This is a genomic window from Saccharicrinis aurantiacus (assembly GCF_001660705.2).
GTDB lineage: Bacteria > Bacteroidota > Bacteroidia > Bacteroidales > Marinilabiliaceae > Saccharicrinis > Saccharicrinis aurantiacus.
This window is the reverse complement of record NZ_LYBV02000036.1, coordinates 14,518-28,834: the sequence shown is the minus strand read 5'-3', so window position 1 is coordinate 28,834 and position 14,317 is coordinate 14,518. Positions and strand designations below refer to the sequence as shown.

Annotated in this window: 8 protein-coding genes; 1 reads left to right on the top strand and 7 read right to left on the bottom strand. The window is 35.8% G+C overall.

Translation table 11 applies throughout. The features are described from left to right. Positions 1-44: 44 nt before the first annotated feature. The 7 genes from A8B35_RS19015 to A8B35_RS18985 all read right to left on the bottom strand — a co-directional run bounded on the left by A8B35_RS19015 (position 45) and on the right by A8B35_RS18985 (position 13,229). A complete protein-coding gene (locus A8B35_RS19015; RefSeq protein WP_068474942.1) occupies positions 45-1,259 on the bottom strand; it encodes a DUF418 domain-containing protein in 1,215 nt (404 codons plus the stop codon). Positions 1,260-1,387: 128 nt separating this feature from the next. Then, complete coding sequence (ppdK, locus tag A8B35_RS19010) at positions 1,388-4,102, bottom strand: pyruvate, phosphate dikinase (protein ID WP_068474939.1); 2,715 nt, start codon at positions 4,100-4,102, stop codon at positions 1,388-1,390. 287 nt (positions 4,103-4,389) lie between these two features. Further along, entirely contained in the window at positions 4,390-5,397 is a 1,008-nt protein-coding gene (locus A8B35_RS19005; protein WP_068474936.1) for a dihydroorotate dehydrogenase-like protein, read from the bottom strand. A gap of 373 nt (positions 5,398-5,770) precedes the next feature. Then, positions 5,771-9,307, bottom strand: a complete 3,537-nt coding sequence (gene nifJ / locus A8B35_RS19000; protein WP_068474933.1) for a pyruvate:ferredoxin (flavodoxin) oxidoreductase — start codon at positions 9,305-9,307, stop codon at positions 5,771-5,773. A 99-nt stretch (positions 9,308-9,406) separates the two neighbouring features. Then, positions 9,407-10,585, bottom strand: coding sequence for an ATP-binding protein (locus A8B35_RS18995; protein ID WP_068474930.1), 1,179 nt, complete (start codon positions 10,583-10,585; stop codon positions 9,407-9,409). A 222-nt stretch (positions 10,586-10,807) separates the two neighbouring features. Next, positions 10,808-11,668 (bottom strand): sigma-70 family RNA polymerase sigma factor, encoded by an 861-nt coding sequence (locus A8B35_RS18990; protein ID WP_068474927.1) that lies wholly within the window; start codon positions 11,666-11,668, stop codon positions 10,808-10,810. Between the two features lie 79 nt (positions 11,669-11,747). Continuing rightward, entirely contained in the window at positions 11,748-13,229 is a 1,482-nt protein-coding gene (locus A8B35_RS18985; protein ID WP_068474925.1) for a Do family serine endopeptidase, read from the bottom strand. Positions 13,230-13,512: 283 nt separating this feature from the next. Between A8B35_RS18985 and dapF the strand changes: the two genes are divergently transcribed. Beyond that, entirely contained in the window at positions 13,513-14,310 is a 798-nt protein-coding gene (gene dapF / locus A8B35_RS18980) for a diaminopimelate epimerase (protein ID WP_068474920.1), read from the top strand. Positions 14,311-14,317: the final 7 nt, after the last annotated feature.

Below are 14,317 nucleotides of genomic sequence, written 5' to 3'. Positions count from 1 at the left end.
AGTTTTAAAGGTATTCTATGTACTTAGATTCAATAAAATAAGTTTTACTTATCTTTTAATATAGGAAACCACTTGCCATAAGACGCACAACGCCATAACCACTCCACGGGTCCAAATTTAAAATACTTAAACCAAATTGTACTAAATGCAATTTGAATAACTAAAATAATCCATGCTACATAATAGATAGTTTCTAGAGTAAGCTTTCCAAAATACCCAAAGGCAATTACTGGATAAAATACTAATATTCCCATTACAGTATGCCCTACATATGAGGTTAACGACATACGTCCGTAATTTTTCAACCACTCCACTACTTTACTATTTGTAAATCGCTCAACAAATTTGGCTAATATACATATGTATGATAAACTTAAGCCTATCTGACCAAACTCGTGTAATACCCTATAAAGAACATTATTCCAGTCTCTAGAAAAACTAGCCACACTTCCTTTCATATTGATAGTAATAGTTGTAAATACAATACCTATTATTAAAAACGTAAGAAGGTTCTTGGTTTTAAGCGCTCCTTTTGTAAAGAATTCTTTATGATATAAGTATGAACCAAAAAAGAATAATCCTAAAACTTTAAATGGTCGCCCAGATGGAATAAAATCGTACCAACGCCAAAAAACATTATGCCAGTTTGTACTAAACGTTTTGAAGAACTCTCCTGATTGGAAACCTGCTACCACGGCTTCTGGCGACATATCTGAATAGGTTTTTAACGCAGCTTTTTCAATTACAGGAAGATCTTGTGCAAATGAATACATATAAATAATATCCAATACTATTGGAAAGAAATATAAGCCGGCTCCTACTGCTAAAAACTTTTGAACAGGAATTCTTCTTAAGCCAATTAATATCATTCCCATAAGTGCATAGAGCATTAATATATCACCTGACCAGAAGAATGTATGAATAGAACCAATTAACAAGAGTAGCAATTGGCGTTTAAAATAAAAGCCTGCAAATGAGGGATTGTCTAAATTTCGGCTTAATTGCATATAAAATCCTACCCCAAAAAGAATAGAAAATATGGTGTAAAACTTAGTGTCAACCAAGAATGTAAGTATTTTATATAGAATTGAATCTACTTGGACATTGCCAAGTTCAATTATACTTTCAAATGGTAGAAACTTAATGCCACTCCAACTAAGAATATTGGCAAATAAAATACCCGTTAGGGCAAAGCCCCTTAATACATCTAAAAAGACAACTCTATCTTTGGCCGATGTCGGTTTTGAGGTAGTGCTCATACTTAAATTTATTTTTTTGAATTTATGACTGGATTTTTAATTTAGGTAACAAGCCAAATTTACAAAGGTTTACATGAAAAAAGAGGTCATTTAACAAAAATAACCTCTTTTTAAATATTTAAAGCGAATTAATCCTCACTTAAGATATGGGCTTGCGCTGCAGCAACCCTAGCAATTGGCACTCTGTATGGCGAACATGAAACATAATCCATACCTACAGAATTACAAAAACCTACTGAAGATGGCTCTCCTCCGTGTTCCCCGCAGATACCCACTTTTAAGCCTGGCTTAGCTGATCTTCCTTTTTTTGTACCCATTTCAACCAACTGACCTACGCCTGTTTGATCGAGTACTTGGAATGGATCATTTTTAAGAATTCCTTTTTCGATATAAATAGGGAGAAATTTATTGGCATCATCACGTGAATAACCAAAAGTCATTTGAGTTAAATCGTTTGTTCCAAATGAGAAAAACTCAGCAAATTCAGCAACTTTATCAGCCGTTAATGCAGCTCTAGGAATCTCAATCATAGTGCCCACCATATACTCAATGGTATCCCCAGTTTCTTCAAAAACGGTTTTAGCTGTTTTATTGATAATATCAGATTGCATTTTAAACTCTTCAACCGTTCCGATTAATGGCACCATTATTTCTGGCTTCGTAATTACACCTCGCTTCTTCAGAGCTATTGCTGCTTCTACAATTGCGCGGGCTTGCATTTCTGTAATTTCAGGATAAGTATTACCCAATCTACAGCCCCTATGACCTAACATAGGGTTGAACTCCGATAAATCTGACACTTTAGTTTTAACTTCTGCTAAGCTAATCCCCATTTCTTTAGCCATTTCTTGTTGTGCAGCTTCGGTATGAGGTACAAACTCATGCAATGGCGGATCTAGCAGACGAATAGTAACTCCAAAACCTTGCATTGCTTCTAATATTCCTTCAAAATCAGATTTTTGGTATGGTAATAACTTAGCCAAAGCGTTTCTCCGCCCTTCTTCATCCGACGAAAGAATCATCTCACGAACAGTTTTAATGCGTTCTCCTTCAAAAAACATATGTTCCGTTCTACATAAACCAATACCCTCGGCTCCAAAACCTCGAGCCACTTTAGCATCCTTAGGTGTATCTGCGTTAGTTCGTACAGACATACGCGTATATTTAGAGGCGAAATCCATAATTGAAGCAAAATCACCATCTAAATCAGGCATTCGTGTTTTTACTTGTCCGGCATATACTTTCCCTGATGATCCGTTTAGAGAAATCCAGTCTCCTTCCCTATAAATATCAGAACCAATTCGTAATGTTCGCTCTTTATAATCAATTTTTAATGCTCCTGCACCAGATACACAACACTTACCCATCCCTCGAGCAACAACTGCGGCGTGTGAGGTCATCCCGCCTCGAGCGGTAAGAATTCCTTTGGCAATAAGCATCCCTTCTAAATCCTCCGGAGAAGTCTCAATACGCACTAATATTGTATTCTCATATTTATTGGCTTCATCAGCGAAAAATATAATTTGTCCGGATGCTGCACCTGGCGAAGCTGGCAAACCTTTAGCTAATTCGTTGGCGCTACCAATTGCTTTCATATCAAATACCGGATGTAATAGCTCATCTAATTTATTGGCTTCAACACGCATCAATGCTAACTTATCATCAATAATTCCTTCTCTGTATAAGTCCATGGCTATTTTCACCATTGCAGCACCTGTACGTTTGCCGTTTCTGGTTTGAAGTAACCAAAGCTTTTTATCCTGAACAGTAAATTCTAGATCTTGCATATCTTTATAATGCATTTCTAGCTTTTTCTGAACGGCATTCAATTCTTCAAAAACTTCGGGCATTGCCTCTTCCAAAGATGGATACATCATTACTCTATCCTCTTCTAAAATATCTTGCAACCTAGCCCACCTAATAGAACCTTCTTTAGTAATTTGCTGCGGCGTTCGTATACCCGCAACAACATCTTCGCCTTGAGCATTGATTAAATACTCACCATTAAACATATTCTCCCCTGTTCCTGCATCTCTGGTAAAGGCCACCCCTGTAGCAGAGTCATCGCCCATATTACCATAAACCATGGCTTGCACATTTACAGCAGTACCCCATTCATCAGGTATCCCTTCCATGCGCCTATATAGAATTGCTCTGTCATTATTCCAACTATCAAAAACTGCTAATATTGCTCCCCACAATTGCTCCCATGCACTCTCTGGGAAACCTTGTCCTGTTTGTTCTTTAACGGCTTCCTTAAAGAGAACTACCAATTCTTTTAAATCGTTAACATCTAAATCTGTATCTAAATCTACACCCTTTTCTAATTTAACGTCTTCCATTATTTTTTCAAATGGATCTATTTCTTCCTTCGAAACTGGTTTCATTCCCAACACCACATCTCCATACATCTGCACAAACCTGCGATACGAATCCCAAGCAAACCGTTCGTTACCCGATTTCTTTGCAATTCCGGCAACTGAATCTTCATTTAAACCAAGGTTTAGTACAGTATCCATCATCCCTGGCATAGATGCCCTTGCTCCTGAACGTACTGAAACCAAAAGTGGATTGTTTTTATCGCCAAAATTAGTTTGCGTCAGCTTTTCTATTTTTGTAATTGATTCTTCAATCTCAGACTTTAATAACTCTAGGACTTTATCTCTGCCCAGGTCATTGTATTCAGAACAAACATCAGTTGTTATTGTAAACCCAGGAGGAACCGGAACACCTATTAAATTCATTTCAGCAAGATTAGCACCTTTACCTCCCAAGAGGTTTTTCATATCTGCTTTTCCTTCTGCTTCTCCATTTCCGAATGTGTAGACTCTTTTTACTGCCATAATCAAGGGATTTAAAATGTTAGAAAAATGAATATTGGGAATTACTTCTCGCTTAACTAAAGTACCCTATAGGGAATCGTTTTGAATGCCTAACAAGAATACTTATGCTAATAAAGTAAGCTATTTTTTAGGAAAAATAAAACAGCTATAACAACTGATTACCATACAAATATGAGCAATGTCATAAAAAACTCAGTATACTGATAATTTATATTTATACTTAATAAAAATAAAAAAAGCCGACTGGAATAATCCAATCGGCATAGTATATAATTTTTATTTGTATATTATAGTGGGAATTGTTTGACTAGCTCTTTTGTCTTCATTAAGTAGTCAACATATTGAGCGCGTTTGTAGGCAAAAGGTTCTTTTAATTTCCCTTTAGATAATTTCCCTTTAAAATCTTCGATAGACTCATAGCCTTTACTTTTCATCCAAATTTGCAAATCGTCGAGCATAGTTCCAATTTGCACTAATCCGTTTTTATAAACTGTACTTACTACTTGTGCCACATCGGCACCAGCCAAAAGCATTGTTATTAAATCATCAGCACTATGAATACCATTATTGGCGGCCAAAGAACTATTAACTTCGCCCGAGAGTAAACCAATATAACGCAACGCTAACCTATTATCGTTAGCTGAACTTAAATTATAAGGCATTTTCAACTCTTCTTTATCGATATCAATATCAGGCTGAAATAAGCGATTAAATAAAACCAATCCATCTATTTTTTCAGCATCTATTTTTTTAATGAAGTTTAATACGTTTGAATAATATGGACTTAACTTAACACTTACAGGAATTGACAAAGCTGCTTTTACTTTCTTTAAAATAGCCAACTTCTCATTTTCAATTTCTTCAGAGGATTTATCCGAATCAGATATTGTATTGTAGAAATTAAGTTCTATTCCGTCAACGCCTGTTTGTTCGATGTATTTAGCGTATTCAACCCAACTAACATCATAGGTACAATTTAAACTTGCAAAAACAGGAATACTTACCGCTTCTTTTATACTTTTTAGTTTAGCTAAATGCGCTTTAGGTCCGCTATGTTGAATATTAGGAAATAAAGAAGTCATTTCGGCATTACGCTCATCATACTCATGCAAATCCTCTTCGAGCTCGGCCGCTTCTAAATGAATTTGCTCTTCGAAAAGCGATTTATATACTAAAGCAGCAGCACCAGCAGCTTCTAATTTCTTAGCCATTTCGGCATCCTTAATTAAATTACTTGCTCCTACAATAATGGGATTTTTGAGTTCAACCCCCATGTACGTTGTTTTTAAATTCATAGTAGACTGCGATTTATAAGTTTATAATGTAACTATCTAATTAACAGTAGGGGTGTATTTTTGTTTAGTTTTTTGATGGAAAACTATTGCTTAAAAATGGTGATAGATCGTTATTAGATATTGAAATAGATTCAAAATAATTAACATAGAACAAAACTATACTGAGCGCCCCAGATAGAAGTGGCAGCCCTTATTTTAGAGGCGTAATGATGCTTAGTAAACGGATGCGACAATAGGAGCACACGTATTACTTAGCATTAGTAGCCTATAAATTAAGGACTAGAACGAATAGCTGGAAATTGGCGCCCAAATATTAACAAACAAAAAAAGGCGCCCAAATTGGACGCCTTTATATTATAAATATGAAGTTTAATTACTTAACTACTTCGTAGCTTACGTCAGATAAACGCTTGTACGTGCTATAACGCCATTTTGCATTTCCTTCGGCAGCTGCAAATAACTCTTCAGCTTCATCAGGATACGCTTTTAATAAGGCTGTATAACGTACTTCACCTTTAAGGAATGCTTGGAATTTATCCCATTGTGGCTCTTTTGAGTCGTATACAAATGGATTCTTTCCTTCATCCTCTAACATTGGGTTGTAACGGAATAAGTGCCAGTATCCACACTCAACAGCTTTTTTACTTTCTGCTTGAGTACCACCCATACCACCTTTTAATCCGTGGTTAATACATGGTGAGTAAGCAATAATTAATGATGGTCCTGGATAAGCCTCAGCCTCTTTAAGAGCCTTGAAGTATTGCGCTTGGTTTGCTCCCATTGCTACTTGAGCAACATAAACATAACCATAAGTTGTAGCCATTAAACCAAGATCTTTCTTACGAATTCTCTTACCTGAAGCGGCAAACTTAGCAATTGCTCCTAGTGGAGTAGCTTTTGAAGCCTGACCACCTGTGTTAGAATAAACCTCGGTATCCATTACTAGGATGTTCACATCTTGACCTGAAGCCAATACGTGGTCAACACCACCAAAACCGATATCGTAAGCCCATCCGTCACCACCAAAGATCCAAGTTGATTTCTTAACTAAGTAATCTTTAAGTGCGATAATATCTTTAGCAACTGGAGCAGTTTCAGACTCAAGTGCAGCCATTACAGCTTTAGAAACAGCAGTAGTTTCAGCACCATTTTCTTTGTTAGCAATCCAGTTTTCGAATGCTACTTTAGTGTCAGCATTAACAGCATCAAGGTTTTCGTTCATTAAGCGCTCAATACGTTCGCGTAATTTGTTAACACCTGTTGCCATACCTAAACCGTACTCTGCATTATCTTCGAATAAAGAGTTAGCCCAAGCTGGACCTTTACCTTCAGAGTTTTTACAGTATGGAGTTGCCGGAGCAGATCCACCATAGATAGAAGAACAACCTGTTGCATTCGCAATCATCATTCTATCACCGTACAATTGAGTAATTAATTTGATATATGGAGTTTCTCCACAACCAGCACAAGCTCCAGAGAACTCGAATAATGGTTGAGCAAACTGAGAAGCTTTCACATTCATGTCTTTTTTCATGATTGAATCCTTCACAGCTACTTTTTCAGCCATATAATCCCAACGAGTAATTTCTTCGCGTTGCGTATCAAGAGGTTTCATCTCTAAAGATTTAACTTTAGATGGACAAACATCAGCACAGTTACCACAACCAGTACAATCTAGTGCAGAAACTTGAATTCTGTATTGTAAACCGTCGAAACCTTTACCGTTTGCTTTTTTAGTAGCAGTACCTTCTGGTGCTCCAGCTAATTCAGACTCGTCTAATAAGAAAGGACGAATAGCAGCGTGAGGACACACATAAGAACATTGGTTACACTGAATACAGTTATCTACTTGCCACTCTGGTACGTTTACTGCGATACCACGTTTCTCGTAAGCAGTTGTACCTGCAGGGAAAGTACCATCTTCAACACCTTTAAATGCCGATACAGGAAGATCGTCACCTTTTTGAGCGTTGATTGGGAATACGATATCTTTAATAAAAGCAGGAACTTCTTTCTCTTCTGCAACAACAGCAGCATCAAGTTTAGCCCATTCAGCAGGAACCTCAACTTGCGTTACGGCACCACCTTGCTCAACAGCTTTAAAGTTCATATTAACGATATCTTCACCTTTTTTACCAAAAGATTTTACAATCGCTTCTTTCATTTTCTCAACAGCAAAATCGTAAGGAATAACCTCAGCAATTTTAAAGAATGCAGATTGCATAATAGTATTGGTACGGTTACCTAAACCAATTTGCTCTGCAATGTTAGTTGCGTTGATAATGTAGAATTTGATATCGTTAGCAGCTAAATATTGCTTAACGTTGTTTGGTAAACGGTTTTGTGTTTCCTCAGCACTCCAAGTAGAGTTTAAAAGGAAAGTACCACCCTTTTTAAGACCTTTAAGCATATCGTACTGCGTTAAATAAGCAGGAACGTGACAAGCAACAAAGTCAGGAGTGTTTACCAAGTAAGGTGCGCGAATTGGCGTTTCACCAAAACGAAGGTGAGAAATAGTAATACCACCCGATTTTTTAGAATCGTATGCAAAGTAAGCTTGTGCATATTGATCGGTATTATCACCAATAATTTTAATTGAGTTTTTGTTGGCACCAACAGTACCATCAGAACCTAAACCATAAAATTTACCTTCGAAAGTTCCTTCTTGAGCGAAAGAAATTTCTTCTTTTAATGGAAGAGATTTGAATGTTACATCATCAACTATACCTAAAGTAAACTGATTTTTTGGCTCAGCTGACATTAAGTTTTCGAATACTGTAATAATATGAGTTGGAGTAGTATCTTTTGAAGATAAACCATAACGACCACCAATAATTTTTGGAGCGTTAGCTTTACCGTTAAATACTTCAACAATATCTAAGTATAATGGATCACCATTAGCTCCTGGCTCTTTAGTTCTATCAAGAACACAAAGGTTTTTGCATGAAGCAGGAAGTGCTTTCATGAAATACTCTGCAGAGAAAGGACGATATAAGTGAACTGAAATTAAACCTACTTTTTTACCTTGAGCATTTAAATAGTCAACAGACTCTTTAATTGTATCGGTAATAGATCCCATTGCGATAACAACATCAGTTGCATCCTCAGCACCATAATAAGTAAATGGAGCATACTTACGACCTGTGATTTTTGAAATCTCATCCATGTACTTAGCTACCATATCAGGAATAGCATCGTAGAATGAGTTAGCAGCCTCACGCGACTGGAAGTAAATATCTGGGTTTTGAGCTGTACCTCTAGTTACAGGACGCTCTGGATTTAATGAGTTGTTTCTGAAAGCAGTTAAGGCTTCTTGGTTTAATAAACCTTTGATCTCATCTTGCTCCATTAACTCAATTTTCTGAATTTCGTGAGAAGTACGGAATCCATCAAAATAGTGCATAAATGGAATACGAGACTCAAGAGATGCTAAGTGAGCAATACCCGCTAAATCCATAACCTCTTGTACACTACCTGTTGCTAACATAGCAAAACCAGTTTGACGAGCTGACATTACATCACTATGATCGCCAAAAATAGATAATGCTTGAGCGGCTAATGAACGTGCACTAACGTGAAATACACCTGGTAAAAGTTCACCAGACATTTTATACATGTTAGGGATCATTAATAAAAGTCCCTGTGATGCCGTAAATGTTGAAGTTAATGCACCTGCCTGAAGTGAACCATGCATTGCACCAGCAGCACCAGCTTCTGATTGCATTTCTTCTACTTTAACAGTTTCTCCAAAAATATTTTTTCTACCAGCAGCTGCCCACTCATCAATGTACTCTGCCATTGTTGATGAAGGCGTAATAGGATAAACTGCAGCAACTTCGCTGAACATGTAAGCGATGTGTGAAGCGGCGTAATTACCATCACAGGTAATGAACTTCTTTTCTTTAGCCATTTTGTTTAATATTTTAGTTTTACTACTATTAATAATTGTTCTAAATAATTGAATATCAGCATTTAAATTTACACATTAATACTGATAATGTCTACTCTATTAATATAAAAACCCAAAGAGCCACAAAGGAATAACTCCCCTTGAACCTGTTTCGATCATATCTTTAGCTATAATAAAATTCTTATTCTCACTTAGGTTAGTTTGTTGCTTCTCACAGACAAAAAAGTGCTTCTCATTATTCACTAAAAAATCAGCAAAATCAGAAGAAACAATATCAGTACAACATCCTAACTGATTATAGAAAAATGTTTTATGCAATACATTTTTTTCAATATTCCCACGCATCAAAGCATACATTAGGTTTGGATTATGCAAATATACCTTTGCAGGTTTCTTTTGCATATCCTCCTTACCATCATACAATAACTTAATTAAACGAGCTTGTCTGAGGTAATACAAGTAATTCATTACAGTAGCTCTCGATGTACCAACATCACTACTTAGTTTACTCACATTAGGTTGGAATGGTGCCGATTGTGCCACCGTAAATAATAACTTACGTAAGCGCGGTAAATACTTCAACTCAATCTGACGGAGAAAACTGATATCAATTTCAAGAATAAAATTGATACTCTTCATCAAGCTCTCACTATAGTTTGAATTATCAAGATAAAAAGGATAATAACCAAACTTTAGGTAATCATTAAAATATGCTAGCGGGCGAACTTTTGCAACAATCTTTTTAGTGATTTCTTCATGGTTTTCTAACAATTCATCCAATGTATACGATTGAAATGACTGCCCTGTTTTAAGTTCTAGAAACTCACGAAATGAGAAACCCTCTAATTTATAAGAATGCACAATACCACGTAAATGAGGATTCTCCTCTCTTAAACGCATTACAGTTGACCCAGAGAAAATAATTTGAAGATCCTCAAAATGATCGTAACAATAACGAAGTTCCTCCGACCAACCCGGATATTTATAGACTTGGTCTAAGATTAAAGTTTTGCCTCCAGTTTTTCTGAACTCATCAGCAAACTCAATTATTGTATGCTCTGTAAAATATAGATTATTCAGATTCACATATAAACATGATTTACTAAATCCATAATGCGATTTAGCAAAATCGAGAATGAAGTTGGTTTTACCAATTCCTCTAGTTCCCTTAATTCCAATAAGTCGATGGGTCCAATCAACTTCATCCATCAACTTTCTCCTCATGGGAACATGAAGATTCTCTAATAAATAATTGTGTGTCTCTATAAATGAATTCACCTAAATAATTCGCTAGTTTACGCAACAAATATAAAACTGAAAATATATAAATTGCAATCTCGACATTACAATTTACCTAAAAACATGTAATTTATACTTAGTAAAAATAAGGATAAGGTGTAACTTGAATTACGCATTTTTTTCTTTAATTAAAAAAAAGAGCACAAAAAAAAGGCTACTCAAAAAATGAATAGCCTTTCTTATATTGTTTATTTAGGGTTATTATCCTAAATATGATTTTAGTAATTTACTTCTAGACGTATGTCTTAAACGGCGGATTGCTTTTTCTTTAATCTGACGAACACGCTCACGTGTTAATCCAAAACGCTCACCAATTTCTTCAAGAGTCATTTCTTGTGTTTGTATTCCAAAGAATAACTTAACAATATCACTCTCTCTTTCAGTCAATGTTGCTAAAGCACGTTCGATTTCTCTTGCTAAAGATTCATTTATTAATGCTTTATCAGCATTTGGAGAATCTCCATTTACCAATACATCTAATAAACTATTATCTTCTCCTTCAACAAACGGTGCATCAACAGAAATATGACGTCCAGAAACTCTTAAAGTATCTGATACCTTATCTACAGGCAACTCTAGCTTATCTGCTAATTCTTCAGGAGATGGCTTACGCTCATTCTCTTGCTCAAATTTAGAGTATGCCTTATTGATCTTATTAAGAGATCCAACCTGATTCAAGGGTAAACGCACAATTCTTGACTGCTCTGCTAAAGCTTGAAGAATTGATTGACGAATCCACCACACAGCATATGAGATAAATTTAAAACCACGAGTTTCATCAAACTTCTCTGCAGCTTTAATCAATCCTAAGTTACCCTCATTAATCAAATCGGGCAGGCTTAATCCTTGATTTTGGTACTGTTTCGCTACTGAAACCACAAAACGTAAGTTAGCACGAGTTAATTTTTCTAAGGCAATTTGATCACCTTTCTTAATTCGTTGCGCTAACTCAACCTCTTCTTCAACTGTGATTAGATCTTCTCTACCAATTTCTTGCAGATATTTATCTAAAGAGGCGCTTTCGCGATTAGTAATTGATTTTGTTATTTTTAACTGTCTCATATTCGTTCTCCAAATTGTGGCGCAAAATTAAACTTTTTATTACAATAAAGCAATAATAAGTACCGCAAACATTAAAGGACTACTCTTCTTCCAAATTAATGGCATAGTAAGCAACCTGACCACTAGGGTAAATACCTGTTATAAACAAACCTTCATCCGTAGTTGCTATTGCACGTTTAATATCTGATATACTTTTTATTGGAATTCGATTGGCTTTTAATATTATAAACCCATCTTCTATTCCACTCATCTTAAGCTTTCCTTCTCCTAGGCTTGCAATCTTCATACCATAATTAACTCCGAGTCGAGCTTTTTCTTTTTCTGTAAGAGCTACAAATTCACCTCCTAGTAGGTCAGAAACACCTTTGTTTTCTTTGACTATTTCTGTGGAACCATAACTATTACGTAAAATTACATCAAAATGTTTTCTTTTTCCATCCCTTTTTACAATTAATTTTATTTTATCTCCAGGACGGTGTTGACTAACCTTCTCAATTAGTTGCGAATTCGTGTTAACAACTGCTCCATCAACGCTAATAATAACATCGCCTTTTTTAATGCCAGCTGCGTCAGCACCACCATTTACAGTGACAGCATCTACATATACGCCCTCAACTTCGTTAAGCCCAAACTCTTTCGCAATATCAGAAGTAACCCCAACAATTTGAACTCCAATAAATGCACGCTGCACCTCTCCAAATTCTTTTATGTCATTAACTACCTTTTGCACAATAACAGATGGCACTGCAAACGAATATCCTGTGAAAGATCCAGTCTGAGAAGCAATCGCTGTATTAATTCCGATTAACTCTCCGCTAGTATTTACTAAAGCGCCCCCACTATTACCTGGATTAACCGCGGCATCAGTTTGAATGAATGACTCAATGCCCATCGGTTGGTTTCTATTAGCAAGGATATTAATACTACGTGATTTTGCACTAACAATACCAGCTGTAACTGTTGATGTTAAATTAAAAGGATTACCTACAGCTAGTACCCACTCTCCTACTTTGATATCATCGGAATTTCCAAAATTTAAATAAGTTAATCCCGTTTGCTCAATTTTTAAAACGGCAATATCTGTAGTAGGATCGGTGCCAACTAATTTTGCGATGAAAGATTTTCTATCATTTAAAATAACTTCAATCTCATCAGCACCATCAATTACATGGTTATTCGTAACTATGTAACCATCCTCACTTAAAATTACTCCTGAACCAGAACCCATAACAGGTCCCCTATTGGGCATTCCGCCTCTGGGTCCGAAAAAGAAATCATAAAAAGGATTTCCATAGTTAGAATCTGAAGAATTTGAATTCTGCTTTGTCATAACATGAACAACAGCCTCTACTGACTTTTCTGCAGCTAAGGTAAAATCTAAACCTCCGCCAGCTTGTGGCCCCGACATATTAATACCTGCAAAACGAGCTGCTGGCATTACTTGTTGCTGTACTTCTACAATATGTTTCTCAGGCTTATAAAATGATACAAATGTATAAACCCCTATTATACCGCCCATTACTGCAGCTAGAAATACGAAAAAAAACTTTTTTACATTCATAACTTATTGTTTTAGTGTGCTATTAGCAAGCTAATTATTAAATATTCTTTTAATGTCAATACTTTTCTCTGACACCAAAATTGGCAAAATATATGCCTTTATAATAAGTATAGAATAACCTTAACTTAATTTTAACTGATTTTTATCTAACTTTGTTCAATAATTCTATGATTAAAACTCCGAAATTAAATAAGTCTTGTCAATAGAATTGATTCAAACTATTTCCCTAATTAACAATATCATATAGTACAAAACAGTAATAACAGAATAGGATAATAAGCACATGAATATATCTTTTTACAAATATCAGGGTACCGGTAACGACTTTGTAATTATAGACAATAGAGATGGTCATTTTGACAGTAAAAATGTTAAACTCGTTAACTTTTTATGCGATCGAAGGTTTGGAATTGGTGCTGACGGCTTAATGCTTCTTGAAAGTAATGCTGATGCCAACATTGACTTTACTATGCGCTATTATAATAGTGATGGAAACGAAGCTTCAATGTGCGGTAATGGAGGGAGATGTATTGCAGCATTTGCTGTTCATCAGGATGCAGTAGGTAACAAAGATAAATTCTACTTTGATGCTGTTGATGGCTTACATGAAGCTAGCTATAATAATGGAATTGTAAGTTTAAAAATGACCAATGTTGATCACATAACAGAGGCTGAGAATCATTACTTTTTAGACACAGGCTCTCCTCACTATATAAGCCATCAAAACAAGGTTGATGAAACTGATATTGTAAATTATGGTAGGGAGATACGATACTCAGAAGCTTTTAAACCCGGTGGCACTAATGTAAACATTGTGCAAGAAATTGCAGCTGATCACATTAGGGTAAGAACCTACGAAAGGGGTGTTGAAGATGAAACTTTATCTTGTGGCACCGGTGTGGTTGCTTCCGCAATTGCTACTTACATGAAAAACAAAGAATGTATGGATTTTAATATTGATGTTAAAGGAGGTAGACTAAACGTAAGTTTTACCACAGAGAATGACAAAAACTTTTCGGAGATTTGGTTAACAGGTGCAGCTACCTTTGTTTTTAAAGGTGAAATTGAAGCCAATATATAATACTAAT